The sequence below is a fragment of the Bradyrhizobium genosp. P genome, assembly GCF_049949265.1.
Lineage (GTDB): Bacteria > Pseudomonadota > Alphaproteobacteria > Rhizobiales > Xanthobacteraceae > Bradyrhizobium.
In genome coordinates this window covers 9,549,398-9,574,980 of record NZ_CP188195.1, presented here as the reverse complement: position 1 = coordinate 9,574,980, position 25,583 = coordinate 9,549,398, and the positions used below count along the sequence as shown (strand labels likewise).

At 63.5% G+C, this 25,583-nt stretch carries 25 protein-coding genes; 8 read left to right on the top strand and 17 right to left on the bottom strand.

Annotated features, from left to right (window positions below; genetic code table 11):
• Nucleotides 1-72 precede the first annotated feature (72 nt).
• Entirely contained in the window at nucleotides 73-555 is a 483-nt protein-coding gene (locus ACP2YO_RS46035; RefSeq protein ID WP_426437744.1) for a CinA family protein, read from the bottom strand.
• A 162-nt stretch (nucleotides 556-717) separates the two neighbouring features.
• On the opposite strand from ACP2YO_RS46035, the gene ACP2YO_RS46030 reads away from it, so the two are divergent.
• From ACP2YO_RS46030 to ACP2YO_RS46020, 3 genes are read left to right on the top strand one after another with little or no spacing between them, the layout of a single operon-like run.
• Entirely contained in the window at nucleotides 718-1,794 is a 1,077-nt protein-coding gene (locus tag ACP2YO_RS46030) for an amidohydrolase family protein (RefSeq protein ID WP_426437743.1), read from the top strand.
• A complete protein-coding gene (locus ACP2YO_RS46025; RefSeq protein ID WP_426437742.1) occupies nucleotides 1,791-2,900 on the top strand; it encodes an amidohydrolase family protein in 1,110 nt (369 codons plus the stop codon). The genes ACP2YO_RS46030 and ACP2YO_RS46025 overlap by 4 nt, the downstream gene beginning before the upstream one ends.
• On the top strand, nucleotides 2,901-3,314 hold the full coding sequence (locus tag ACP2YO_RS46020; protein ID WP_426437741.1) for a Rieske (2Fe-2S) protein: 414 nt from the start codon (nucleotides 2,901-2,903) through the stop codon (nucleotides 3,312-3,314).
• Between the two features lie 93 nt (nucleotides 3,315-3,407).
• On the opposite strand, the gene tcuB is transcribed toward ACP2YO_RS46020, so the two are convergent.
• The 5 genes from tcuB to ACP2YO_RS45995 all read right to left on the bottom strand — a co-directional run bounded on the left by tcuB (nucleotide 3,408) and on the right by ACP2YO_RS45995 (nucleotide 9,462).
• On the bottom strand, nucleotides 3,408-4,523 hold the full coding sequence (gene tcuB, locus ACP2YO_RS46015; protein WP_426437740.1) for a tricarballylate utilization 4Fe-4S protein TcuB: 1,116 nt from the start codon (nucleotides 4,521-4,523) through the stop codon (nucleotides 3,408-3,410).
• A 16-nt stretch (nucleotides 4,524-4,539) separates the two neighbouring features.
• The gene (locus ACP2YO_RS46010; protein ID WP_426437739.1) at nucleotides 4,540-5,574 is read right to left on the bottom strand and encodes an esterase; all 1,035 of its coding nucleotides are present in this window, start codon (nucleotides 5,572-5,574) and stop codon (nucleotides 4,540-4,542) included.
• Between the two features lie 21 nt (nucleotides 5,575-5,595).
• Nucleotides 5,596-6,996, bottom strand: a complete 1,401-nt coding sequence (gene tcuA / locus ACP2YO_RS46005; protein ID WP_426437738.1) for an FAD-dependent tricarballylate dehydrogenase TcuA — start codon at nucleotides 6,994-6,996, stop codon at nucleotides 5,596-5,598.
• Between the two features lie 79 nt (nucleotides 6,997-7,075).
• Complete coding sequence (locus ACP2YO_RS46000; protein WP_426437737.1) at nucleotides 7,076-8,386, bottom strand: MFS transporter; 1,311 nt, start codon at nucleotides 8,384-8,386, stop codon at nucleotides 7,076-7,078.
• A gap of 176 nt (nucleotides 8,387-8,562) precedes the next feature.
• Nucleotides 8,563-9,462 carry a transcriptional regulator GcvA gene (locus tag ACP2YO_RS45995; protein WP_426437736.1) on the bottom strand — a complete coding sequence of 300 codons (900 nt, stop codon included), beginning with the start codon at nucleotides 9,460-9,462 and terminating at the stop codon, nucleotides 8,563-8,565.
• 118 nt (nucleotides 9,463-9,580) lie between these two features.
• Between ACP2YO_RS45995 and ACP2YO_RS45990 the strand changes: the two genes are divergently transcribed.
• On the top strand, nucleotides 9,581-9,784 hold the full coding sequence (locus ACP2YO_RS45990; RefSeq protein ID WP_426437735.1) for a DUF1127 domain-containing protein: 204 nt from the start codon (nucleotides 9,581-9,583) through the stop codon (nucleotides 9,782-9,784).
• 179 nt (nucleotides 9,785-9,963) lie between these two features.
• On the top strand, nucleotides 9,964-10,587 hold the full coding sequence (locus ACP2YO_RS45985) for an N-acetyltransferase family protein (RefSeq protein ID WP_426437734.1): 624 nt from the start codon (nucleotides 9,964-9,966) through the stop codon (nucleotides 10,585-10,587).
• A gap of 160 nt (nucleotides 10,588-10,747) precedes the next feature.
• On the opposite strand, the gene ACP2YO_RS45980 is transcribed toward ACP2YO_RS45985, so the two are convergent.
• The gene (locus ACP2YO_RS45980; RefSeq protein WP_426437733.1) at nucleotides 10,748-11,578 is read right to left on the bottom strand and encodes an enoyl-CoA hydratase; all 831 of its coding nucleotides are present in this window, start codon (nucleotides 11,576-11,578) and stop codon (nucleotides 10,748-10,750) included.
• Nucleotides 11,579-11,736: 158 nt separating this feature from the next.
• Nucleotides 11,737-12,438 carry an SDR family NAD(P)-dependent oxidoreductase gene (locus ACP2YO_RS45975; protein WP_426437732.1) on the bottom strand — a complete coding sequence of 234 codons (702 nt, stop codon included), beginning with the start codon at nucleotides 12,436-12,438 and terminating at the stop codon, nucleotides 11,737-11,739.
• 71 nt (nucleotides 12,439-12,509) lie between these two features.
• Between ACP2YO_RS45975 and ACP2YO_RS45970 the strand changes: the two genes are divergently transcribed.
• Both ACP2YO_RS45970 and ACP2YO_RS45965 read left to right on the top strand, forming a co-directional pair.
• Nucleotides 12,510-14,291 (top strand): acyl-CoA dehydrogenase family protein, encoded by a 1,782-nt coding sequence (locus ACP2YO_RS45970; RefSeq protein ID WP_426437731.1) that lies wholly within the window; start codon nucleotides 12,510-12,512, stop codon nucleotides 14,289-14,291.
• An 86-nt stretch (nucleotides 14,292-14,377) separates the two neighbouring features.
• A complete protein-coding gene (locus ACP2YO_RS45965; RefSeq protein WP_426437730.1) occupies nucleotides 14,378-15,466 on the top strand; it encodes a Zn-dependent alcohol dehydrogenase in 1,089 nt (362 codons plus the stop codon).
• Between the two features lie 141 nt (nucleotides 15,467-15,607).
• Here ACP2YO_RS45965 and ACP2YO_RS45960 read toward each other — a convergent pair whose 3' ends face one another.
• From ACP2YO_RS45960 to mbfA, 5 genes are all read right to left on the bottom strand, one after another.
• Nucleotides 15,608-15,961 carry a nuclear transport factor 2 family protein gene (locus ACP2YO_RS45960; protein WP_426437729.1) on the bottom strand — a complete coding sequence of 118 codons (354 nt, stop codon included), beginning with the start codon at nucleotides 15,959-15,961 and terminating at the stop codon, nucleotides 15,608-15,610.
• A gap of 110 nt (nucleotides 15,962-16,071) precedes the next feature.
• Nucleotides 16,072-17,544 carry an amidase gene (locus tag ACP2YO_RS45955; RefSeq protein WP_426437728.1) on the bottom strand — a complete coding sequence of 491 codons (1,473 nt, stop codon included), beginning with the start codon at nucleotides 17,542-17,544 and terminating at the stop codon, nucleotides 16,072-16,074.
• A gap of 83 nt (nucleotides 17,545-17,627) precedes the next feature.
• On the bottom strand, nucleotides 17,628-18,158 hold the full coding sequence (locus ACP2YO_RS45950) for a cytochrome b (RefSeq protein ID WP_426437727.1): 531 nt from the start codon (nucleotides 18,156-18,158) through the stop codon (nucleotides 17,628-17,630).
• A 36-nt stretch (nucleotides 18,159-18,194) separates the two neighbouring features.
• On the bottom strand, nucleotides 18,195-19,061 hold the full coding sequence (locus ACP2YO_RS45945) for a hypothetical protein (protein ID WP_426437726.1): 867 nt from the start codon (nucleotides 19,059-19,061) through the stop codon (nucleotides 18,195-18,197).
• Between the two features lie 19 nt (nucleotides 19,062-19,080).
• On the bottom strand, nucleotides 19,081-20,052 hold the full coding sequence (mbfA, locus tag ACP2YO_RS45940; RefSeq protein WP_426437725.1) for an iron exporter MbfA: 972 nt from the start codon (nucleotides 20,050-20,052) through the stop codon (nucleotides 19,081-19,083).
• Nucleotides 20,053-20,200: 148 nt separating this feature from the next.
• Here mbfA and ACP2YO_RS45935 point away from each other — a divergent pair, with 148 nt between their 5' ends.
• Nucleotides 20,201-20,941 carry a hypothetical protein gene (locus tag ACP2YO_RS45935; protein WP_426437724.1) on the top strand — a complete coding sequence of 247 codons (741 nt, stop codon included), beginning with the start codon at nucleotides 20,201-20,203 and terminating at the stop codon, nucleotides 20,939-20,941.
• Nucleotides 20,942-21,016: 75 nt separating this feature from the next.
• On the opposite strand, the gene ACP2YO_RS45930 is transcribed toward ACP2YO_RS45935, so the two are convergent.
• The 4 genes from ACP2YO_RS45930 to ACP2YO_RS45915 form a co-directional block, all read right to left on the bottom strand.
• The gene (locus ACP2YO_RS45930) at nucleotides 21,017-21,352 is read right to left on the bottom strand and encodes a hypothetical protein (protein ID WP_426437723.1); all 336 of its coding nucleotides are present in this window, start codon (nucleotides 21,350-21,352) and stop codon (nucleotides 21,017-21,019) included.
• Nucleotides 21,353-21,447: 95 nt separating this feature from the next.
• The gene (locus ACP2YO_RS45925) at nucleotides 21,448-22,596 is read right to left on the bottom strand and encodes an alpha/beta fold hydrolase (protein ID WP_426437722.1); all 1,149 of its coding nucleotides are present in this window, start codon (nucleotides 22,594-22,596) and stop codon (nucleotides 21,448-21,450) included.
• A 132-nt stretch (nucleotides 22,597-22,728) separates the two neighbouring features.
• Nucleotides 22,729-24,270 (bottom strand): acyl-CoA synthetase, encoded by a 1,542-nt coding sequence (locus ACP2YO_RS45920; RefSeq protein WP_426437721.1) that lies wholly within the window; start codon nucleotides 24,268-24,270, stop codon nucleotides 22,729-22,731.
• 89 nt (nucleotides 24,271-24,359) lie between these two features.
• Nucleotides 24,360-25,532 (bottom strand): acetyl-CoA C-acetyltransferase, encoded by a 1,173-nt coding sequence (locus ACP2YO_RS45915; RefSeq protein WP_426437720.1) that lies wholly within the window; start codon nucleotides 25,530-25,532, stop codon nucleotides 24,360-24,362.
• Nucleotides 25,533-25,583 lie beyond the last annotated feature (51 nt).

Genomic DNA, 25,583 nt, shown 5'->3' with positions numbered 1-25,583 from the left:
TGTAACCCGGATGAAGCCAACGGGTCGCGCGAATGCGCGCCCGTTGGCTTCATCCGGGCTACAAAGTTGAAATTACCCCGACAAATTCTGCAGCAGCAACTCCAGCGCCGCCTTCGCGAAAGCGTGCATGTTTGCCTGCCGGTCACCGCTGCCGGTCTCCAGCGTGATCACCTGTTGCCGCGGTCCGGCCACCGCCATGCAGCTGTGGCCTGCGGCGTCGCCGTAGCGGTTGCCGGTCGGGCCGGTCGCGCCGGTTTCCGACAATCCCCAGTCGGTCGAGAGGCGCTCGCGGATCTGGCGCGCGAGCAGTTGCGCGTAGGGCTCGGACGCCGAGCGGATGCCCCGCATCGCGTCGTCAGGAATATCCATCAGCACGCGCCGCGCGTCGCGCGTGTAGATCACGCCGCCGCCGAGGAAATAGGCCGATGCACCCGGCACCGCCAGCAGCGATGCGGAGATCAAGCCGCCGGTCGAGGATTCCGCGACCGCGATGGTCTGCTTGCGCGCGATCAGTCTTGCGGCGATCTGCTCGGCGATGGATACCAACTCGTTCATCGGCGGCCTTCCCTGTTGCTTGCCATGAAATTTCTCCGGGGTGTCCTGCTGTCCTAGCACACCACATTGGCTTCTGCCGAGTTGCCGACCGTCGGCGGGCCTGCTTGAATGCCGTTCAATCAGTTGGCGGCGCGACTGCCGTAGCCCGCGAGAGGAAACACCATGACGTCGCCGATCGCCGGCGGCGTGGATTGCGATCTGCATCCCGCCGTGCCTCACCTGACCAGCCTGCTGCCGTACATGAACGATTACTGGCGCGACCAGGTCACGACGCGCGGCATGACGGATCTGATCTCGCAATCCTATCCGCTCAATTCGCCGATCTCATCGCGGCCGGACTGGCGGCCCGCCCAGGGCAAGCCGGGCTCCGACCTCGCCGACCTGCAGCGCCAGGCGCTCGACAAGTTCGGGGCGGCCTACGGCATCTGCAATCCGCTCTACGGCGTGCAGATGGTGTTTTCAGAGGACATGGCCAACGCGTTCTGTCGCGCGCTGAACGACTGGCTGGTCAAGGAATGGCTCGACAAGGACGATCGCCTGCGCGGCTCGATCGTGATCCCGGTGCAGAGCATCGAGAAATCCGTCGCCGAGATCGAGCGTTGTGCGCAAGACAAGCGCTTCGTCCAGGTGCTGATGCTGGTCATGGGCGACATGCCGCTCGGCAAACGCCATTACTGGCCGATCTATGCCGTGGCCGAGCGTCTCGGTCTGCCGATCGGCATCCATGCCGGCAGCGCCTATCACAATCCGCCGACCTCGGTCGGCTGGGGCTCCTACCACATCGAGGACTATGTCGCGCAGGCGCAGGCGTTCCAGACCCAGCTCACCAGCCTGATCGTCGAGGGCGTGTTCGCGCGCCATCCCGCCTTGAAAATGGTGATGCTGGAGTCAGGCTTCACCTGGCTGCCGCCGTTCCTGTGGCGGCTGCACAAGTTCTGGCGCGGCGTGCGCATGGAAACGCCGTGGGTCGATCGCGCGCCGCTGGAGATTGTGCGCAGCAATATCCGCTTCTCGCTGCAGCCGGTCGACGCGCCGCCGGACGGAGACACGCTGAACCGGCTTTTCGACCATATGCAGTCGGATGAATTGATCCTATTCTCATCCGACTATCCGCATTGGCAGTTCGACGGCGACGAGGTGCTGCCCAGGGGGTTGTCGGAGGATCTGGTCCGCAAGATCATGATCGACAATCCACATGCGACCTATTCGCGCCTCAGGGTTAAGGAGACGACGCCATGAATATTCAGATTCGCGAGCGTCCGCAGACCGCATCGTCCTCTGGCATCAAGACCGCGTTCGCCGATTGCGACATCCATCCGGCGCGCGCGACCAACGACGAATTGTATCCGTTCCTCGCCAAGCGCTGGCACGCGCATCTCGAGACCTTCGGCGTCCATCCCTATCAGGGCATGATGGGAGGCCCTCCCTATCCGAAGGCGCAGCCGAATGCTTCGCGCCGCGATGCCTATCCGCCGGAAGGCGGGCCGCAAGGCTCGTCGCTGTCCTTCATGCAGAAGCAGCTTCTCGATCCGAACAAGGTCGCGCTCGGCGTGCTCAATCCGCTCAACACCGGGCAGGGCATTCGCAACCAGGATCTGGCAGCGGCGATCTGCTCGGCGGTCAACGACTGGCAGATCGAGAAATGGACAGCCAACGATTCACGGCTGAAGGGCTCGGTGGTCGTTGCCAATGAGGACGGCGTGTCGGCCGCGGCTGAAATCCGCAAGCGCGCCGGCGATCCGAATTTCGTCCAGGTGCTGCTGCTCAGCCGCAATGTCGAACCCCTCGGCCAGCGCCGCTACTGGCCGATCTATGAAGCGGCCCAGGAGGCCGGCCTTCCGATCGGCGTGCACGCCTTCGGCTTCGGCGGCAACCCGATTACCGCGTCCGGCTGGCCGAGCTATTACATCGAGGAGATGGTCGGCCATTCGCAGTGCCAGCAGACCGCGCTGGCGAGCCTGGTGCTCGAAGGCGTGTTCGAACGCTTCCCGAAATTGAAGATGGTCATGGTCGAGGCCGGCTTCGGCTGGGCGCCATCATTGGCCTGGCGGCTCGACAAGGTGTTCGCGCGGCTGCATGCCGAGGTACCGCATCTGAAGCGCAAGCCGTCGGACTATATTCGCGATCACATCTGGTGGACCACGCAGCCGATGGAGGATCCGGAGAACCGCGACCACCTGTTCCAACTCATCGAATGGATCGGCTGGGACAAACTGCTGTTCGCGACCGACTACCCGCATTGGGATTTCGACGAGCCGTCGCGCGTGCTGCCGGCCGGCGTCAGCGACGCCAACAAGCAGGCGTTCTATCTCGACAATGCGAAGAAGCTGTACGGCATTACATAGATGGCGCGTCATGTGATCGCCCCGGTGGATGAACTGCCGCCGGGGTCGCGAAAATTCCTCGAGATCGAGGGCCGGCCGATCGCGGTCTTCAACGTCAAGGGCGAGTTCTTCGGCCTGTTGAACCGCTGCCCGCATCAGGGCGCGGCGCTGTGCGAGGGTCCGTTGATCGGCCTGGCCTCATCATCCGATCCGGGCGAGATCGAGTATACAAAACTCGGCGAGATCATCCGCTGTCCCTGGCACGGCTGGGAATTCGACATCCGCACCGGCCAATCCTATTGTGACCCCCGCCGTTTCCGCGTGCGGGCCTATCCGGTCAATGTCGAGCCGGGCACCAATCTGGTGAAGGGCCCGTATATCGCCGAGACCATCAAGGTCGCGGTGGAGAGCGATTATGTCGTGGTGGAGTTGTAGGACCACGTCATTCCGGGGCGATGCGCAGCATCGAACCCGGAATCTCGAGATTCCGGGTTCACGCTTCGCGTGCCCCGGAATGACAACGGAAATCTACTCCGCTTTCCCGTGCCCCATCAGCTGCCGCTCGCGCGCGTAGCGGACCAGCGCGACGTAGCGGTAGATGCCGTGCACGAACTTGCCGTAGGGCATGGTGATGAACAGCGCGAACACGACGCCGAGATGCAGCGCCAGCAGCGGGCCCATCGCGCCGGTATCGCGCCAGAGCAAGAGCGCCAGGCCGGTGATGCTGGTCAGGAACAGCATCGCGATGAACGCGGTGTCCATGCCCATCTGCTGCTCGTCGACCAGCACGCGGTCGCGCTTCCATTTTTCAGTCAGGAGGCCGATGGGCCCGACCACGAGACCGATGCCGCCGAGTGTGCCGAGCAGCACCGGCAGGTCCCACCACGCATAGGGCGCCTCGCGCGCGAGCAGGTAGTGATACAGCGTGCCGACGCAGGTCGCGGCGAAGCACAGGGCAAAGCCATAGAAGGTGAAATGGTGATACAGCTTGCGGCGATCGGTCGGGTGATCGTCCTCGTTGAAGCAGCCGACGCCGCCGCCGTCGAGGTAGCGCAACTCGCCGGCATCGCGCATTGCCTGCAGCAGCGATTTGGCATCCGTCTTCATGCCGACGGGCTCGCCGATGTCGCGCCAGAACGCGCGCACCCCCATCGCCAGCGCGAGGATGGCGTAGAGCAGCGCAAGGCCGAACAACACCGCCATCGCATTGTGCGGCATCAACTTGTAGAACGCGCCGGGACCGGTATGGATACCATAGAGCACGCTGCGGTCATTGAGCGCGGCAAAGCCGAAGATGAAGGCGGCGACGCTAAGCGCGGCGATCAGGCTGATGACGAGACCGTTCCGCGCGAAGGCGCCTGCGAAGGCGCGTGGCCAGGCATAGGTTGCATAGGATTCGCCGCGTGCGATCGCCAGCGTCTTCGGGACGTTGACGTTGAATTCGTGCGGCGGCGAGAACTGGCAGTCGGTGTAGCAGGCGCCGCATGAATGGCAGAGATTGGCGAGATAGTTGAGGTCGCCGTCGGAGAAGGCGCGCCGCATCTCCATCGCGGGAAACACCGCGCACAGGCCCTCGCAATAACGACAGGAGTTGCACACCGTCATCAGACGGTCGGCCTCCTGCAAGATTTTGGTCCCGTGCATCGCTTTATACGTCCCGCTATTTCTTCGTCAGCCCTTTGCCTTCCAGCCATGTCTGGATCAGGCCGGCGACCTCGGCATTGTTCTTGTCCATCATCATCATGTGCGAATTGCCCTTGATGCCGACCGTCGGCAGGTCGACGACATCGACGCTGCCGCCGGCGGCCCTGATGGCATCGGCAAAGGCCACGCCGGTGGCGCGGATTTTCGGCCAGCGCGAATCGCGTTCGATATAATCGCCATAGACCATCAGCGTCGGGATGTTCTTCAAGCTGTCGACCTTGGCGGAATCGCCGACACCGGCCGGCTCGATCGCGATCAGCGCCTTCACCTTGTCGGGACGCGCCTGTGCGACCTTGAAGCCGAACGTGCCGGCCTGGCTATGAAACAGGATGATGCAGGGACCGACGCGGTCGATCTCCGCGATATAGGCCGCGATCGTCGCATCATCGGTCGTCGTCCAGCGCGGTACGTTCTGCTTGACGAAGTTCTCGTAGCCTTCGTTCGGGAACTGGCTGCCCGGCATCAGCTTCCGTTTTGCCGGATCGGGATCGTAGGAGCCCGGGCCGTCGCCGATGCGAAACCGCTCGAAGGGGTTGGAGGTAGTGAGAAACACCGGCTCGCCCTTGAAGATATCGGGGTATTGTGCCCAACCGGCGCGGCCGCGCTCGACTGCATCCGAATTATAGACGTCCCAGCCCTTGCGCAGAAAATAGTTCAGCCAGCCCTCGCGGCCGTCCGGCGTCGTCTCGTAGGTGACGCCGGTCAGTCCGCCGCCGTGCCACAACAACAGCGGATAGGCGCCTTTCTCGTTCGCGGGGAGGAAGTACTGCACGTACATCTGCTCGACTTGGTAGGTGCCATTCGGGTCGACCTTCGCCGGCACGCCGCCGGGCGTGAAGGTGACGTCCTTGACCGGCTTGCCCGAGATTTCGACCAGCCGCCCGCCGACATGGAACGAGCCCATGTCACGCAGCGCGATTGGTTCGGCGGCGTGAGTGGCGGCCGATGCCATCAAGACAGCCGCGGCGGAGACGATCGCAAGGCGTGACATGGCTCCTCCTTCGAGTGGCGCTCAGTTCCGCGCATTCTTCGCCGCTTCCCGCCCGGCGACGCGGCCGAACACGCTACCGATGGTCATGCCCATGCCGGCGGCGTAACCCTTGCCGAGCACATTGCCGGCCATGATCTCGCCGGCGGCGAACATGTTGGCGGACGGCTTGCCGTCCTTCATCAGCATCCGCGACTGCTTGTTCACGCGGGTGCCGAGATAGGTGAAGGTGATGCCGGGCCGCACCGGATAGGCGAGGTAGGGCGGCGTATCGATCTTCCGCGCCCAGTGCGTCTTCGGCGGCGTGAGGCCTTCGGTGCGGCAATCGTCGAGGATGGTGTGGTCGAACGTGCCTGATAGCACTGCAGCGTTGAATTCGGTGATGGTCTTCTCCAGCGCCGCCGGATCGAGCTCGAGCTTGCCGGCGAGTTCGGCGATGGTCGCGCCCGCGATCGGCGGAAACAGCGTCGGCATGAAGCTGGTCACGACCGTCGAATCGAAGATGATGTAGGCGATCTGGTCGGGTTGCGCCGCGACCAGGCGGCCCCAGATCGCATAGCGCTTCGGCCAGATGTCCTCGCCCTCGTCATAGAAGCGCTCGGCGTGCTTGTTGACGACGATGCCGAACACCACCGAATCGTGGCGCGTGATGATGCCGCCGTCGAATTTCGGCGCCCGCGCGTCGATCGCGACGGCGTGGCACTGCGTGGGGTCGCCGATCTCCTGCACGCCCCTGGCCAGCAGCATCTTCAGGATCGCGCCGCGGTTATAGGGCGTGCCGCGGATCAGGAAATTGTCGGCCGCCTCGCCCCAATATTGCTTCAGCCATTCGATGTTGGCCTCGAAGCCGCCGGCGGCCGCGACCAGCGTCGAGGCGCGTACCTCGGTCTTGCCGTTGACCGGCTGCTTCAGCTGAGCCGAGAGGAACATGCCGTCCTCGATCTTGAGATCGATCACCTCGGCATCGTAAAGGATGTCGACACCGAGTTCCTCAGCCGTGCGGTACAGCGCGTTCAACATCGCGCGGCCGCCGCCGAGAAAGAACGAGTTGGTGCGGCCGAGGCTCAGCGTGCCGCCGAGCGAAGGCTGCCAGCGCACGCCCTGCTCGACGATCCAGTTCAGGATATCCTTCGACTCGTGGATCATGAAGCGGGCCAGTTCCTCATCGGTCTGGCCGCCGGTCACCAGCAGCAAGTCCTTCCAGAACTCTTCCTCGGTGTAGGGGCCGGTGAGGATCTCGGTCGCGGCGTCATGGGCGCAACGCATGTTGCGCGTGTGGCGGGTGTTGCCGCCGCGGTAGAACTTTGGCGCGCCCTCCAGCACCAGTACGGAAGCGCCGGCACGCCTCGCGCTGATCGCGGCGCAAAGGGCGGCGTTGCCGCCGCCGATCACCAGCACGTCAAACCTGCGCGTCAGATCAACCATGCGCACTTGTTATCGTTGTCGGCATGGAAAGCAACATGGTTGGGCGGGCGAGTGGCCTGCCCAACCATGTGTTGACTCATCAGGCGGCGACCGTCTCGCGCTGTTCGATGGTCTGGCCGCCACGATAGACCGTGAGCGTGGCGACGATGCCGAGTACCGCGGCGCACATCAGCCAGTAACCGGGCGAGGCCTTGTCGCCGGTGTGCTGGATCAGCCAGGTCGAGGCGAATGGCGTGAACGTGCCGAACAACCCGGCCGCCAGCGCGAAGGCCAGCGAGAAGCAGGTGGTGCGAACATGTGCCGGGACAATCTCGACCAGACTGCCGAGCATGGCACCGCTGTAGACGCCGAAATAGAACGAGAACATCATCTCGACCGCCAGCATCTTGCCGAAGGTCGGATCGCTGACGAGCCAGTGCAGGGCCGGATAGGCCGTCACCAGCGACAGACACGCGATCGACAGCAGCACCGGCTTGCGGCCGACCCGGTCGGAGACCGCGCCGCCGACCGGATTCCAGATGAAGTTGGTCACTGCAACCAGCAGGGTGACCAGCAGCGCATCCTGCGTCGACAGTTTCAGCACGGTCTTGCCGAAGGTCGGCGTATAGACGGTGACGAAATAGAACGTCGTGGTGGTCAGCACTGCGATCATCATGCCCAGAACGACGATGCGCCAGTTCGCCAGCGCCGAGGCAAACACCTCATTCGCCGTCGGGTGCTTCTTCATCGCCAGGAACGCCGGGGTTTCCTCCAGCGTGCGACGGAGGAAGAAGATCACCGGAATGATCAGGCAACCGACGAAGAACGGAATGCGCCAGCCCCAGGCCGCGACCGTGGCCGCCGGCATGCTTTCGCTCAGGATAAAGCCAAGGATCGAGGCGACGAAAATCGCGACCTGCTGGCTCGCCGATTGGAATGAGGTGTAGAAGCCGCGATTGCCGGGCGTGGCGATCTCCGAGAGGTAGACCGAAACGCCGCCGAGCTCGACGCCGGCCGAGAAGCCCTGCAGCAGGCGGGCGATCAGCACGATGATTGGGGCGGCAACGCCGATGGTCGAATAGCTCGGGCAGATGGCGATCACCACGGTGCCGATCGCCATGATGGCGAGCGTCACGATCAGGCCCTGGCGGCGGCCGATGCGGTCGATATAGGCGCCGAGCACGATCGCGCCGACCGGGCGCATCATGGCGCCGAGCCAGAACACGCCGAACGCGTTGAGCAGCGCCGCAGTCTCGTTCTCGGCGGGGAAGAAGGCCCTGGCAATGGCCTGCGCATAGAAACCGAACAGGAAGAAGTCGAATTGCTCGAGGAAATTGCCGCTGGTGGCGCGCAGGATGGCTCCGACGCGCGACTTGATCTGCGGTGTTGGCGATGGACTCGACTGCGGCATAACGCCCTTTCCTCCCCGTGGCATAAGGGCCGGCGAAAAGACCTCGCCAGCCAAGGCAGTTAACCTGCCTTACGCGGTAATTTGGCACGCTTGTTCGGCGTGACCAACCCGAAAACGTGCCGGGTCTATGGGAAAAAAGCTGTACACGAAAATGGCTTGACGCAGCGCGCGCTGCATCAAGACGACGCGTGCGCCGATGCGGTGACCCAGTTCCGGAATGCCGCGAGCTTCGGCGAATCGGTCCGCCCCTGAGGCGAGACAAGGTAGAAGCCGGCATCCGCCGGCAATGCGATCTTGAAAGGAACCACGAGGCGGCCCTTGGTGATGTCGTCGCTCACATAGGAGGTTCGGCCCATCGCGACGCCCATCCCGTCGATCGCGGCCTGGATCGTCACGAAGACCAGGTCGAAGGTGACGCCCGGCTGCTTGGAGATGTCGGTCGGCAGCCCGGCCGCGGTCAGCCACAGACGCCAGTCGTCACTGTTGGTGTTGGACGTATGCAGCAGCAAATGATCCCGGAGGTCCTCGGGGCATTTCAGCGGCTTGCCTCCCTGCAGCAGAGACGGGCTGCAGACCGGGAACAATTCATCCGCGGTGAGCCAGTCGGCCCGCAGGCCGGGCCATTGGCCGCGGCCATAGCGGATCGCGGCATCGACCTTGTCGCGCTGGAAATCGACGAGGCTCGTTGAGGTAGTGATGCGGACATCGATTCCGAGATGGGCTTCCTGGAAGGCTGACAGCCGCGGCAGCAGCCATTTGGCCGCGAACGATGCCAGGGTGGAGACGGTCAGTACGTGATCGTCGTCCTTGCGCAACAGGCGGTCGGTTGCCAGCCGCAGGTCGTTGAAGGCGGCGCGGATGCCGGGAAGGTATTCGATGGCCTCCGGCGTCAGGCTTAGCGACCTGTTCTGGCGGACGAACAGGCGCACGCCGAGCTCTTCCTCCAGCCGCCGGATCTGATGGCTGATTGCGGTCTGCGTGACGTTCAATTCCGAGGCTGCCAGCGTGAAGCTCATGTGCCGAGCAGCGGCCTCGAATGCCCGCAGGCCGTTCAGCGAAGGCAGTCGGCTGGTCATCTCCCCGTAGCTCCCAAACGCATGATTTTATCTCATGTGAAGCGGTACAAAGTGTCGTTTGTGGAAAGGCCGGTTGGCGACGATATTACGGGCAATAGATTAGTGATAGGAGCCGCAGATGTCCATTTTCACTCATGAATCGATGACAAATCATCATGTTCCCAGCGTTTTGAATCAGGTCGGCGAAACCCTCCATGTCTGGTGGGATCGTTACGAGCGCCGCCGCGAGCTGGCGTACTGGTCGGAGCGCGACCTTCACGACATCGGAATGTCCCGCAGCGACATCGTGGTCGAGATCGAAAAACCTTTCTGGCGGGCCTGAACGGCCGCCGGAGCGCGACCAGCAAAAGTGGACGCCGGTTTTGCGTCCGGGCGTGCTCCAAACTTAAAGAAGGCGCATGACCTGGCCGCCAAACCGCACACACTTTGGCGGGTCATGCGCTGCCCGGCGCTGCCTCGATCGAGGGGCGCCGGCCAATCTTCCACCCCGAGGAGCGTCTCATGATTGCGCTGCGTCTCGATGATCTCAAGCGATATTCCGACGTGCTGCGTGCCAGCAACGGCGACGAGGTCAAGGTGCGGTTCGTCGAGCCGCATGATCGCGAGGAGCTGCAGAACTACATCCGTTCGCTCTCGGCGGGGTCCCGCTACAACCGCTTCCTGGGGGCCATGCGCGAGCTGCCGAAGATGGAGCTCGAACGTTTTATCCATATCGGCGAGGCCGACCGGTTCACGGTGGTCGCGACGATGGTGATCGACGGCTTCGAGACCATTGTCGGTGAAGCCCGCTACGCCTTCCATGCCGATACGTCGAGCGTCGAGTTCGGCCTGTCGATCGACGACCGGTGGCAGGGTCACGGCATCGGCAAGGCGCTGCTGAAGAACCTCGAATGCCGCGCGGCGTCTTTTGGAGCCGAGCGCATTTTCGGCGACACTCTTCGTTCCAATGCATCGATGATCGGCCTCGCCCGCAAGTCTGATTACGCCTTCGTCGCGAGCCCCGGCGATTGGAAGCTGGTGCGCGTCGAGAAAGAGATCCACGTCGCACCGCAAGACATTCCCTGTGCCAGCTGGCGGCTTGCCGCCACCTCCCGCATGGCCGTGATGTCCTCGCTTGCGGTTTGACGAGACTAGGCCCGGTTCTGGATATCCCGAACCGGGCCGCTTTTCTTTTTTCCCCGCTTGTCATGCGCGGGCTTGCCCCGCGCATCCATTAAGCAAAAGCCCCTTTATGCGACGGATTGCCGGGTCAAGCCCGGCAATGACGACGCTGAGAGACGCAGGCTCAATTACCCCTGAACACCGGTTTCCGCTTCTCGATGAAAGCCTGCACCGCTTCCTTGTGATCGGCGGTCGTGGTGAGCCGGATCAGTCGCTCGGCCTCATGGTCGCGGGCGGTGGTAAAGTCGAACAGCATCGCTTCGTCGAGATTGTCCTTCATGTAGCGCAGCGCCAGCGTCGGGCCCTCGGCCATCGATTTAGCGAGCGCAAAGGCCTCCTCCTGCAGAGTTTCGTCCGGCACCACGCGGTTGACTAGACCGATCTGCTCGCACCTGGTGGCGTCGACCTTTTCCGACGTGAACATCAATTCACGGGCGCGGGAAGTGCCGACCAGGCGGGTGAGCAGCCAGGCGATGCCGTAATCGCCGCTCAGCCCCACCCGCAGATAGCCGGTGGAGACGAAGGCCGATTGCGCGGCGATCCTGATATCGCAGGCCAGCGCGATCGAGAGCCCGGCGCCGACCGCGGGGCCGGGGAGCGCGGCAATGGTCGGCTTGCGCACCGAGGCCAGTGCGCCGGTGAGCAGGCGCTGGCGCTCCTGCAGGTCCGCGACCTTGTCCTCGTAGGACATTTCGAGCTTTTTCGGGTCGCGATTGGTGCCCATGCCCTTGACGTTGCCGCCGGCGCAGAATGCCTTGCCGGCGCCGGTGAGAAGCAGCACGCCGACCTCGGGGTTCTCGCCGCAGGTCCGGATCATCGTGCGCAGCGCCGGCGTCAGGGTATCCGACAGCGAGTTGCGGGCGTCGGGGCGGTTCAGCGTGATGACCGCGACGCGGTCGCGGATCACGCAGAGCAGTTCGTCGGTGCCGGTGTCGATCTTGATTTCGCTGGTCATGGTTTCCTTGCCCTGTTTCCCTGTCATTGCGAGGAGCGGAGCGACGATGCAATCCATTTCTCCGCTTGTGGTGACATGGATTGCTTCGCTCCGCTCGCAATGACGACTGCGGGGATCACTTGCGACCACCTTACGTGGTTTGAATGATCTTCGTCATCTCAAAACTTCTCGACCCATGGCCGCAATTCGAGCTCCCAGCTCCAGGCGCTGCGTGGTTGCTGCAGCACGTTCCAGTAGCTCAGCGCGATCGCGTCCGGGTCCAGCATTGAGTCCGGCCGGTCGGCAGGCTCGATGCGGGCCTTGCTGCGGATGCCGCCATCGATCACGAAATGCGCGACATGAAGACCCTGCGGCGACAACTCGCGCGCCATGCTCTGCGCCAGGCCGCGCAGCGCAAATTTGCCCATCGCGAACGGCGCCGACTGGGCATAGCCCTTCACGCTGGCTGAGGCGCCGGTGAACAGGATCGCGCCCTTTTTGTTAGGCAGCATGCGTTTCGCCGCTTCCTGTGCCACCAGGAAGCCACCGAAGGCCGAGACCGCGATCGCTTGCTCGACTTCGGAAGGCACCAGCTCGAGGAACGGCCCGCGACTGCGGCCGCTGGCGTTGTAGACCACGACATCGGGTGTTCCGATCTCGCGTTCCACGAGACCGAACAGCCGTTCGACATCCTCGGCCTTGGTAGCATCGCAGGCATAGGCGCGGGCGCCGGTTTCGGTGCAGAGCGCGCCGAGCTTCTCGATGCTGCGGGCGGCCAGCGCCACGCGAATTCCCTCTCGCGAAAATAGCCGTGTCAGCGAGGCGCTGATGCCCTCGCCGGCCCCGACGATCAGGGCGATCTTGTATTTTGGAATATCCATTGGGCTTTCCTTTGCGCTGCCGGAGGATGATAGTCTTGTCTGAAGAGATGAGGAACGCAGCCGGGAATTCAATGCAGCCGCTCAAACAAGACCTTGCACCGTCACCCGCCAGCCAGCCGGGACTGCTCGCTCCCGATACGACGGGAATGAACTTTTACCGGGCCGATCAGGCGCTAACCGATCTTTTGAAGCTTCATCTGCCGGAGGCGCTGTTCCGCCACATCGAGCCGCATCTCGACCGGCTTGGCGGGCTTGCCGGCGGCCCTCTCGACGACTACGCGCGGCTTGCCGACAAGCACACGCCGGTGCTGCACCCGCGCGACAAGTTTGGCCGCGACGTGCAGCACATCGAATACCACCCGGCCTATCGTGAGATCGAGAAGGTCGCCTTCGGCGAGTTCGGCATTCACGCGCTGTCGCTCCGCAAGGGCATCATGGGCTGGCCAGACAAATATCCTGTGGTCGCCAAGCATGCCTTCACCTTCCTGTTCAACCAGACCGAATTCGGCATGGGTTGCCCGATCAACGTCACCGACGGCTGCGCCAAGCTGCTGGCGAATTTCGGCAGCGACGCCCTGAAGGCGAAATATCTCGACGGCTTGACGCAGACCGACATGAGCAAGCTGACGCAGGGCGGCCAGTTCATGACGGAGAAGGAGGGCGGTTCCGACGTCGGCACGCTGACCACAACGGCGGTGCAGGAGGGCGACCACTGGCGGCTCCATGGCGAGAAATGGTTCTGCTCGAATGCCGACGCCAAGGTGGTGATGCTGCTGGCGCGGCCGGAAGGTGCGGGGCCAGGCACGCGCGGCGTCGGCCTGTTCCTGATGCCGCGTTTCCTCGACGACGGCTCGCAAAACCACTACCGGATCGTGCGTCTGAAGGACAAGCTCGGGACCCGCTCGATGGCCTCGGGCGAGATCAAGCTGGAAGGCGCGATCGCCTACGCTGTCGGCAAACTCGATCGCGGCTTCGTGCAGATGGCCGAGATGGTGAATTCATCGCGGCTCAGCAACGGCGTCAAATCGACCGCACTGATGCGCCGCGCGTATCATGATGCGATGACGGTGGCGAAGGGCCGCGTGGTGTTCGGCCAGCGCATCATCGATCTGCCGCTGGCACGGCGGCAATTGATGAAGATCATGCTGCCGACCGAGCAGGCGCTGTCGATGAGCTTCCTGACCGCGGACGCGCTCGATCGCGCCGAGGCGGGCAGCCAGGACGCCGCCGCGCTGCTGCGTATCCTGACGCCGACCTTGAAATTCCGCGCCACCCGCGACGCCCGCAAGGTCTGCGGCGACGCCATGGAGATGCGCGGCGGTATCGGCTACATTGAGGAATTCGTCACCCCGCGGCTGCTGCGCGATGCCCATCTCGGCTCGATCTGGGAAGGCACCGGCAACATCGTCGCAATCGATGCACTCAAGCGCGCGGTCGGCCGTCACGGCGCCGACAACGCGCTTGCCGCCGATCTGCATGCGCGCCTCGATGACAGCGCCAACGTCCCGCAAGCATGGCGCAACCGCCTGCGCGATCTCGGCGACCGGGCGATTGCGTTTGCGCGCGAGGTGGCGAGCCGCACCGACAACGAGGGCGATGCGCGCCGCGCCACCAGCGTGCTTTATCATGTCGCCAGTGCCGTGGCGCTGGCATGGGAAAGCGGACGCATCCACGAGATGCGCGGCGATGCGCGCCGGCTGTTGCTGTCGCGGATGGTGGTCGACCACCGCCTGATGCCGGGAGATCCGTTCCGGCTGACGGAAAATACCGTCCAGCGCAGGATGACGGATCATCTGCTCGGCGATCGTGCCGTCGGCATGGCCGAGGTTGGCGAATTGCTGTCGGCAGCGTAGGCTCCGTCGCCGCGAGCGCAGTTTGACCTCTCCCGATCGGAGAGGTAGCGAGCGTAGACAACAAAAAAACACGAGAGGAAATCCCGATGAAGGCCGCCGTCCTGCATGAAGTCAACAAGCCGCTGGCGATCGAGGATGTCAGCGTGCCCAATCCGGGGCCGCGCGAGGTCCTGATCCGCACCGCAGTCGCAGGTCTCTGCCATTCCGACCTGCACTTCATGGAAGGGCTCTATCCGCATCCGCTGCCCGCCGTGCTCGGCCATGAATCGGCCGGCGTGGTCGAGAAGGTCGGCTCCGACGTCCACTACGTGAAGCCCGGCGATCACGTCGTCACGTGTCTCTCGGTGTTCTGCGGTACCTGCGACAATTGCACCACCGGACGCACCGTGCTGTGCACCGACACCACGGTGAAGATGCTGCCCGGCGCCTCCAATAGGCTGTCCTGGAACAGGCCGGAAAAGCTCAACCAGTTCCTCAACCTCTCGTCCTTTGCCGAGCAGATGCTGGTGCACGAGAACGCCATCGTGAAGATCAAGAAGGAGATGCCGCTCGAACTCGCCGCGCTGATCGGCTGCGGCGTCATCACCGGCTATGGCGCCGTGGTGAACACCGCTAAGGTGACCGCAGGCGAGACGGTGGCGGTGATCGGCTGCGGCGGCGTCGGCATGGCCGCGATCAACGGCGCGCAGATCGCCGGTGCCGGCCGCATCATCGCGATCGACACCAATCCCGCCAAGCTGCAGCTCGCAACGAAATTGGGCGCCACCGATATCGTCGATCCCGCGCGTGGCGACGTCGTGCAACAGGTGCGCGAGCTCACCGGCGGCGGCGTGCAGCATTCCTTCGAAGTGCTCGGCCGCAAGGACACCGCCGAGCAGGCGTTCGGAATGCTTGCGCCCGGCGGCACCGCGACCATCGTCGGCATGATCCCGTTCGGCCAGAAGATCGAATTGCACGGTTTCGACTTCCTGCGCGAGAAGCGCATTCAGGGCTCGTCGATGGGGTCCAACCATTTCCGCGTCGACATGCCGCGGCTCATCGATTTCTACATGCGCGGCAGACTGCATCTGGAGGACTGGATCTCGGCCAAGCTCAAGCTTTCGGAGATCAACGAAGGCTTTGCCAACATGAAGGCCGGCAAAACGCTGCGCAGCGTGATCATGTTCGATAGCTGAATAAGGTTGTCGTCGCCCGGCTCGACCGGGCGACCCAGTACGCCGCGGCCGGCATTGTGTAGTCCAATTTCGGCCGCGGCGTACTGGATGCACCGCATGAAGCGGGGCATGACAACGGAGGGTGACGGCTCGTCCTATCATTCACCGCGCGACGTGCGCGGAGACCGCGAGCCATGTCCCGTTCTGCTTCGCCCAACAATCGGTGTAGCGGCCGTGCGCCGGCTTTCCCTCGGCGTCGGTGTAGCTCGTCTGCGCATGGATGATGGCGAAATCGCCGAGGATGCGGATTTTGACATCCTCGGCCTTGAGGCCCCTGATCTTCACCGGGATCGCCGTCTGCTTCAGGAACGCGGCACGGTTGACCAGGCTCTTGTCGGGATTGGTGCAGTAGAAATCAGCGGCAAGGATTTCGTCGAAGCGCTGGACGTCGCAGTTCTGCACGGAGTCGACATAGTCCTTGTTGAGCTTTGTGAGCTCATCGAGGTCTTTGCTCATGCTCTCCTCCCTGTCATTCCGGGGCGCGCCGAGCCCCGGAATCTCTGGTTGTTTTGATTTCGAGATTCCGGGTTCAGCCTTGCGGGCTGCCCGGGAATGACTGCTAACCCTCAATCATCAAACATCTTCGGCGGCACGAAGCCGCCGAATTCGCGCTCGATTAGCTCGGCGAGCTTCAGCGGCGTGCGGTCTTCCAGGAAAGGCCCGACGATCTGCACGCCGACCGGCAAGCTATCAGGCGCAAAGCCGGTCGGGATCGCGGTTGCGGGCAGGCCGGGCAGCGTTGCGATGCCGGGCCAGGCGAGCTGGTCAGAGTAGACGTGCGGTTCGCCGTCGATCAGGATTTTGCGCTGCTCCTGGTCGGGCGATTGATCTTGCGGATAGGCCGGCGTCGGCATGATCGGGCAGATCACCGCGTCGAACGATTTGAACAGCTCGCGCCATTGCGCGCGCAGCCGTGCCCGGCCGCCATCGGCGATCACCCAGTCGCGATGGCTGAGCGCGATGCCGCGCAGCCGCTCGGCCCGCAGACTGATGTCGCTGGCCGGCAGGGCCGCCGCCGCGGCGCAGGCGCCTGCATGGATCTCCGGCGGGAAGGTCGCGCCCAGGAACGACAGCAGGATCCGCATATAGAGCCGCGAGGAAGCAGCAAAATCCGGCAGCAGCGGGCTCGAGCGCGAGATTTTGGCACCGGCCTTGTCGAGATTGCTGGCGAGCTTGTCGATGGTGCCACGAACCGCCTTGTCGGTCGGCAGCACCGGATCGGTGTCGATGACCAGGATGCGGAAATCCTTCAGGCTGGTGTGGCGCGCCGCCGGCAGCTCGAGCTTGTAGGCCTTGCCGGCTTCCAGCGGATCGGGACCGGCCATCACGTCGAGCAGCAGCGACAGATCGGCGGCGCCGCGCGCCATCGGGCCGATCACCGAGAGGTCGCGGTCGAACGGCAATGCCGGCAAAGGCGGCGGCGTGTGGCCGCGTGACGGCAACAGCGCGAAAGTCGGCTTGTGTGCATAGATGCCGCAATGAAAGGCCGGCACGCGCAGCGAGCCGCCGATGTCGGAGCCAAGCGACAGTGCACCATAGCCCGCAGCGAGCGCTGCGGACGATCCGCCGGAGGAGCCGCCCGGTGTCCGGCCGAGGTCGTAGGGATTGTTGGTGGTGCCGTAGACCTCGTTGTAGCTCTGCCAGTCGGCGAGGTTGAGCGGCACATTGGTCTTGCCGAGGATGACGCCACCCGCGTCCTTCACCCGCGCAATCGAGAGCGCGTCCTCCGCCGGCTTGAAATCCTTCTGCGCCGGATTGCCCCATGTCGTCGGCAGTCCCGCGACATTGTAGGATTCCTTCACCGTCATGGGGATGCCGAGCAGCGGCTTGTGCTCGCCGCGCGCGATCGCGGCATCGGCGGCGCGCGCCGCGGCCAGGCCGCGCTCGAAATCGCGTACGCAGATCGCGTTGATCTTGCCGTCATGCCGTTCGATGCGGCCGATCGTGTCTTCGGCCAATTCGACCGCGGACACTTCTTTCCTTTTCAGCGCCGCCGATACTTCGACGGCGGTCTTGAAACTCCATTGCGATTTGGCCACGGCCTGCTCCCTTGTTTGGCGCCGATCATGCGCAGAATGCAGCAGGCGGGCAAGGCTGGCTTGATCGCAATTGCGTGCCCGACTTACTTCGGAAGCATCCGATGCATGACACGGTCGCGGTAGATCAAAAGGTGCGTCAGCGCCGCGGCGATGTGAAGGCCGATAAGCACCAGCAGGGACCATTCCGCAGCCTGGTGCAGCCCGTCCATGGCCTTGCCCGCCGCCGCATTGTCCGACGCCAGCATCGGCAGCGGCACCAGATAGAGGAATGACACCGACCAGCCGCGGAACGACGCAAACAGCCAGCCGCTCACCGTCGTCGCCAGCACGAAGAAGTAGAGCATCCAGTGCAGGACCTCCGAGCTGAGCCGCTGCCACGGCGGAAGCGAGCTCTCCGGCGCGACCGGGTGGGTCAGGCGCCAAATCAATCTCAGGACAATCAGGATGAGGATGATGATGCCGAACGAGACGTGGAACGTCATCGCCGCGCCTGGAGTCTGGCCGCGATGAAGGTCAGGCATCAGCCAGCCGATCGGATATTGCACCGCCAGCAGGGCCACGATCACCCAGTGGAACGTTTTCGCTGTCGTGCCGTAGAGCAAACGATCGGTCATGGACGTCCCGCGAGATGTTGACGGATTCAATACGCCTTAATAGGGCGTGCTGCGCGCCGACACATGCGCCATCGGATTGACGGCACCGCCCGCGCTCGCGCGCGAGTCGCCCTTGTCGCCAGGCACCGGAAATGCATAGCCGATGATGGTCTTGACGACAAACCGGTCCGACGCGGGCGTCAGGCCGTAGCCGACGCCGAAATCGATGTCGAACTCGCCGAGTTTGAAATCGGTCACCGCGAACAGCGTGTGCTGCTGCTGCGCGAGCGGACTGAAGTCGCCGATCTTGCCGAAATCGGCGTAATATTCGAGGCCGACGAACAGATCGTCTTTGATCTTGCGCGCGACGCGCGCGGCCGGCGCGAAATCCGCCTCGCCATACTTGCCGAAGCCGACGTCGACGATCGGGTTGACGATGAATTCATAGTCCGCGTTGCGGACACCGATGATCGGCCGAATCTCCAGGCCGTACCGGGTCTGCGCGAATTTCGGCATCTCGTAGCTGAGCTCGAAATTGATGCCGTAGAACAAATTGCGCTTGTCGGCGTTGGGCGATACGAACAGGGTGCGCAGCTTGAATGCGTCAGAGAGGAACTGGCCATTCTGCGCGGCGAACGGCAGATAGAGCCCAAGCTCCCACCAGTCGGTCATGCCATAGGCGAATTCCGGCGTGCCATTGAGACTGTGATTGGAAGGGAAGCCGCCGGGAAACGGCGGATTCTTCTGCCCGATGCCGACAAAATTGAGGTGCTGCTGGATGGTGAACTGGCCGAGCGCGGCGATCTCGGCATTATAGACTTGGATCTCGTCGGTCGCCTTCGCGCCCCCGCTCCATCCGAGTGCGACCAACACGCCAAGGAGCACCGCGCTGGCGGTCCGTCGGTGTTGGCGGTGAGCTTGCATCGGCACATCGACCCCCAGGCTATGCCGCGCCGATCAATATTCCGACCGCCAGCACGATGGCGCCGCCGAGCACGATCTGGAACACCGCCTGCATGAACGGCGTGTCCATGTAGCGCGATCGGATGAAGGCGATTGCCCACAATTCGAAGAACACGACGACGCCTGCGATTGCGGTCGCGATCCAGAAGGCGTTCGCCCAAGCATCGGGAACGAGATAGGGAATGGTGTGGCCCAGTCCGCCGATCGTCGTCATCGCTCCGCAGGTCAGGCCGCGCAGCCAGGGCGACCCGCGGCCGGTCAGCGAACCGTCATCCGACAACGCTTCGGCAAAACCCATGCTGATGCCGGCGCCGATCGAGGCGGCGAGCCCGACCAGGAACGTCTGCCAGTTGTGATGGGTGGCGAAGGCGGCCGCGAACAGCGGCGCAAGGGTCGAGACCGAGCCGTCCATCAGCCCGGCTAGCCCCGGCTGCACATATTGCAGCACGAACATCCGCCGCCGCGTGCGGTCTTCTTCCGCGCGCACGTCGGGTTTGAGGATGTCGCCGGTGAGCTTGACCGCAAGCTTCTCGTGGCCCTTCTCTTCCTCGGCGAGGTCGCCGAGCAGCCGGCGCACGCCGACATCCTCGGCTTTCTCGGCCGCCTTGGCGTAGAAGCGCTCGGCTTCCAGCTCCATGGTCTCGACTTCCTTGCGGATGGTGTCGAGTGGCAGGTTCTTGGTCAGCCAGATCGGGCGGCGGCGCAGGAAGCCTTTGACGTCCTCACGACGGATCGGCGGCAGATGCAGGCCGAAGCGCTGTTCGTAGGTTTCGAGCAGCCGGTGACGATGACCGCGTTCCTCCTCGGCCATCTCCTCGAAGATTTTGGCGGTATCCGGATAGCGGCCCGCGAGATCCTCCGCGAAGGCCATGTAGATGCGGCTGTCCTCCTCTTCGGAGGCAATCGCGACCGCCAGCACCTCGCGCTCGGTCAGATCGGCGAAATTCTTCACGGCAACGCCTCGTTTACCCAATTTAGAATTAGAATAATTCTAATATTGTCTCGATGCGGGAAGGTCAACCCGGAAAAAGCAGGTGCGGCCCGGGAACTAGGCGATCACGCGCCCGTTCGAGTTTCTGTTGGTTGCGAGCAGGGATTTCATGGAAACCGTCAAATATCGCCTAAACGACCCGCGGCTTGCGCCGCGGCGGACCAAACTCGAAATTCCAGGCTGGGCCGGCTCACGCGAACCGCGCACCGACGGCTCACGTGAACAGGTCTGGCATTGCGTACCGTTCACGGAAGGAGCGCAGTACGGAATCGAACTGTTCTATCCCTACGAATTCGAGCTGCATGTAACCACGAAGGATGGCCGCCTGCAGCTCGACGGCGATTGGGGCGAGCCGCCCGATAGCGGCGTGCAGTGGCCGCCATTCCGGAATTTCGGCGATGCGTTCTACACCTATCAGATACTGCTCGATCTCAAGGTCGAGAAGGGCATGGCGATCCGCACCGAACCGCATCCGCGCTTCTACACCGATCGCACTGATACCGTGCCGATTGCCGTTCCGGCGCTGGTACGCAATTGGTGGCCGATGATGTTCTTCACGGTGTTCAAGGCACCGGCCGAAGGCCGCACCCATATCTTCCGGCCGAGCGAACCATTCGCCCAGATCATCGTGATTCCCGAAGAGGCGAACTTTAAGCTCGAGCAAATGGGCGACGAGGAAGCCGCCGAACGTGAATTGCAGGCGCGGCGCATCTACAACAACCGGCCGAAACTGGCCGCTGGAACGGAATGGACGTCGTCCAGCGACACAGTGTTCGACGGTACCTACCGTCACCTTCACCGCGCCGCAAAAGAGAAGGCGCGTCAGGATGAGCCAGGTGCAGCATCATGACCGGTAAAGCGACGGGGCCCGAAGGCCCCGCCGTCGTTACTTTGACTGGCTGCGGTCGCTCAACAATCGCGCCGATTAGTAGCCGTAGTGGTGATGGTGATGATGATGATGGTGGTGGTGCCGCCGATAACGCGGTACCACAACGACGCGAGGCGCATAGCGGCGGTACATGCTGTGATGGTGGTGATGATGATGGTGATGATATTGTGCCACCTGCACATTCTCGCGGGCCGGAATGGGCGCAGCCTCGTCGAGGGCCTGTAGCTTTGCCGACGCATCCGGGATCGGTGCCAGCAGCTCCGCGTATGAATTGGCCTGTAGTACGTCCGTAGGTGCCGGCGCAGCCTGCGCGGCGCCCAACGCACCAATCGATACGACCGCCCCCAGCAGTCCGGCAATCTTTCTTTCCATCGTCACTCCTCCTTGATCCGGTCGCCGGACGAATTGACCGGCTGACCGCAACGCGAGGTCATGCCGAAGGTTCCTCAAACCCTCGGGATCGGAACCTACTGCGCCGCACGCTTGAGGAATTGAAGCAGCAGGCGGCCGACTTCTTCCGGCTGCTCCTGCTGCACCCAGTGGCCGGCGCCGTCGATCAGGTGACAGCCGATCATGTTCGTGCAGGCCTTGGTCTGCATGGCCTCGTAGACGCCCGGCCGCTGGTAGGTGCCCCAGTCCTGCTTCCCCGCGATGAAGGCGGAGGGCTGGTCGATGGTGCGGCCGGACCAAGTCTGCAATTCGCCCGTGAACGCGCCCGAGGTGCCGCAGCGATACCATTGCAGGCCGCCCTGGAATCCGGTGCGCCCGTATTCGGCGCTGTAATAGGCCAGTTCATGATCCGGCAGCCAATTGTTGGTGGCGATCGCCTCACGCGAGGGCATTTCCTCGGCGACGGTCGCGGCCATGTCCTTGGCGATATCCATGACGTAGTAAGTTGGCAGCTTTGCCAGCTCGCCGGCCGACCATGACTGCAGCGGAGTGGGCTTGTGGCCTGTCCAGTCCGCGCTCTTGTGGTGGTAATAGGCGCGCAGGAATTCATGCACGCCTTGCGGCGCGCGATGCATGTCGCCATTGGCCTCGCGCGTCGAATAGTACCATTGGTAATGCTTGCGCGGCCGCGGCAGCGCCGCCAGCTCGCGATGCACAGGGTCTTCGGTCGCAGGTTTCACCGGCGTATTCGCGGTGTTGAACGGCAGCGACGGCGGTCCGCCAAACGGCGCACTCATCATCGCGACCGCGCGGAATACGTCTGGCCGGATCAGCGCGCACCAGGCTGCGACCGATGACCCGGCATCATGTCCGATCACCGCGTCGACGTGCTTATAGCCGAACGCCGCCACCAGCCCGAGCGCATCGCGCACCATGTTCGGCAGCCGGAACGGTGTGAGATCGCCGTCATAGTCGGCGTTCCATCCCGTCGTACGGCCATAGCCGCGCTGATCCGGCGCGATCACGTGGTAGCCGGCCGCAGCCAGCACCGGCATCACTTTGCGCCAGGAAAACGCCAGCTCCGGAAATCCGTGCAGCAGCAACAGGCAGGGACGGCCCGGCGTCTCGAAGCCTGCCTCCAGCACATGCATGCGCAGGCTGTTGATACCGTCGACATAACGCGAGCGGATGGTGGTGGGGAGCGGGATGTCCGGGAGTTCTGGCATGGGTTGTTTCCTCGTCATGGCCGGACTTGTTCCGGCCATCCACGTCGTCTTGTGTTGCGACTGTAAAGACGTGGATGCCCGGGACAAGCCCGGGCATGACGAAGCGAGGAGCAAGAATGGCGGTTGAGACAGCTACACTTTCGCCGCCTTAGGCCAATATTTATCGCGCAGATGGCGTTTCACCAGCTTCCCGGTCGGGGTGCGCGGCAGTTCAGGTTCGAAGTCGATGCTCTTCGGGCATTTGATCGGCGACAAATGTTTGCGGCAAAACAGGATCAGCTCGGCCTCGAGTTCCTTGCCAGCCTTTGCCATGTCGTGCGGCTGCACCACGGCCTTGACCTCTTCGCCCATCTCCTCGTTCGGCACGCCAAACACCGCGACGTCGGCGACGCTCGCGTGCGTGATCAGCACGTCCTCGGTTTCCTGCGGATAGATGTTCACGCCGCCGGAGATGATCATGTAGCTCTTGCGATCAGTGAGGTAGAGGAATCCCTCGTCATCGAGATAGCCGACGTCGCCGAGGGTTGACCAGCCCTTGGCGTTGTAGGCCTTCTTCGTCTTCTCGGGATCGTTATGATACGCGAAGGCCGGCGCATCGGCGAAATAGACCTGACCGATCTGGCCGGTCGGCGCCTCCTGATCGTTCTCGTCCAGGATCTTGACCTTGCCGACCACGGCGCGGCCGACGGTGCCGCGATGGGTCAGCCATTGCTGCGAGGTCGAGACGGTGACGCCATTGCCTTCGGAGCCAGCGTAATACTCGATCAGGATCGGGCCCCACCAGTCGATCATCCTCGCCTTGACGTCGACCGGGCAGGGGGCGGCGGCATGGATCGCGCCTTTCAGCGAGGAGACGTTGTAGCGCTGACGGACCTCGTCGGGCAGCTTCAGCATTCGCACGAACATGGTCGGCACCAACTGCGACTGCGTGATCCTGTGTTTTTCGACCTGCTTCAAAAATTCCTCGGCGTCGAACGATTCCATGATGACAGAGGTGCCGCCGAGCACGATCGCCATCATGTTGAAGCGCAGCGGGGCTGCGTGATAGAGCGGCGCCGGCGACAGATAAAGGCTGTCGGCATTCATGCCGCACATGTCGGCGCACAGGATGCGCAGGAACGGGTTGGGCACATCGATCCGGTTGCCTTCGAACTGCTTCTTGATGCCCTTGGGCCGGCCGGTGGTGCCGGACGAATAGAGCATGTCGTGGCCCGCGATTTCATCCGCGATCGGCGTCACCGGCTGTGCCGCGGCCTCCCTGTCATAGCAGCGGAAGCCCGGCGCCGGCTCGTCCATCATGTAGAACAGCGGTTCACTGGGCTCGCCCTTGATGACGCCCTTCACTTGATCCGCGCATTTCGGCGTGGTGATGAAGACCTTGGCGCCGCAATCCTTGATGATATAGGCGATCTCGTCCAGGGTCAGGTAGCGGCTGATCGCGGTGTAATAGAGCCCCGAGCGCTGCGCCGCCCAGCAGATCTCCATGAAGGCGAGCCGGTTCTCCATCAGCAGCGCGATGTGGTCGCCGGCCTTCAGGCCGAGCGAGCGGAACAGATGCGCGCCCTGGTTGGAAAGCTCGTCGAGCTCGCGATAGGTGATCGATTTGCCGCTACCCGCCATCTGGTAGGCGATCTTGTCAGGCGTGCTGCGGGCGTGAACGGACGGATGGGTCACTAGCGTTTCCTCGGGTGTTTCCTCGACATGAAAATGGCGAGCAGGAAGCGCACTCCCTGCTCGCCAGTCGCCGATTGCTTTTTTCTTTTTTAAAGTCGTTCGACAATCGTCACGTTGGCCATGCCGCCGCCTTCGCACATGGTCTGCAGGCCGTAGCGCTTGTTGCGCTGCTTGAGGGCGTGCAGCAGCGTCGTCATCAGCTTGGTGCCGCTTCCGCCAAGCGGATGGCCGAGCGCGATCGCGCCGCCATTGACGTTGAGGCGCGCCGGATCGGCGCCGGTCGTCTTGAGCCACGCGGTCGGCACCGAAGCAAAGGCTTCGTTGACCTCGAACAGATCGATGTCGTCGACGCTCATGCCGGCCTTCTGCAGCGCGCGCTGGGTCGCCGGCAGCGGCGCTTCCAGCATGATCACGGGGTCGCCGCCCATCATGGTCAGGTGATGGATGCGCGCCATCGGCTTGACGCCGAGTGCCTTCAGGCCCTTCTCGTTGACGACCATCACGCCGGAGGCGCCGTCGCAGATCTGGCTGGCGCTCGCCGCCGTCAGCTTGCCGTTCTCGGCGATCAGCTTGACGCCCTTGATGCCGTCGAGGCTGGCGTCGAAGCGGATGCCTTCGTCGATATGGTGGGTATCGGTCGAGCCGTCGGCGCGGGTGATCTTCACCGGTACGATCTCGTCCTTGAAGGCGCCGGCCTGCGTTGCGGCGATCGCGCGCTGATGGCTGTTGTAGGCGTATTCGTCGAGCTCATCCTTCGACAGGCCGTATTTCTCCGCCATCATCTCGGCGCCGGTGAACTGGCTGAACATGATGTTCGGATACTTGGCCTCGATGCCCGGGCTCTTGTAGTGGCCGAAGCCGTTCTTTGCGGGCAGCGACGACGCCAGGCCCATCGGCACGCGGGTCATCGATTCCACGCCGGCGGCGATCACGCAGTCCATCGTCCCGCTCATCACCGCCTGCGCCGCGAAGTGCAGCGCCTGCTGCGAGGAGCCGCACTGGCGGTCGATCGAGGTCGCCGGCACGCTCTCCGGCAGCTTCGAGGCCATCACCGCATTGCGCGCGATGTTGTTGGACTGCTCGCCGGCCTGCATGACACAGCCCATGATGACGTCCTCGACCTGCGCGGGGTCGGCGCCGGAGCGTTCGACCAGCGCGTCCAGCACGGTCGCGGCCAGATCGGCCGGATGCCAGCCGGCGAGACGCCCTCCCTTGCGGCCGCCCGCGGTGCGAGCGGCGGCGACGATATAGGCCTCGGCCATGTCTGATCTCCCTGATGTTCTGGATTTGATACTTTCGAAGTTGGGCCGGAT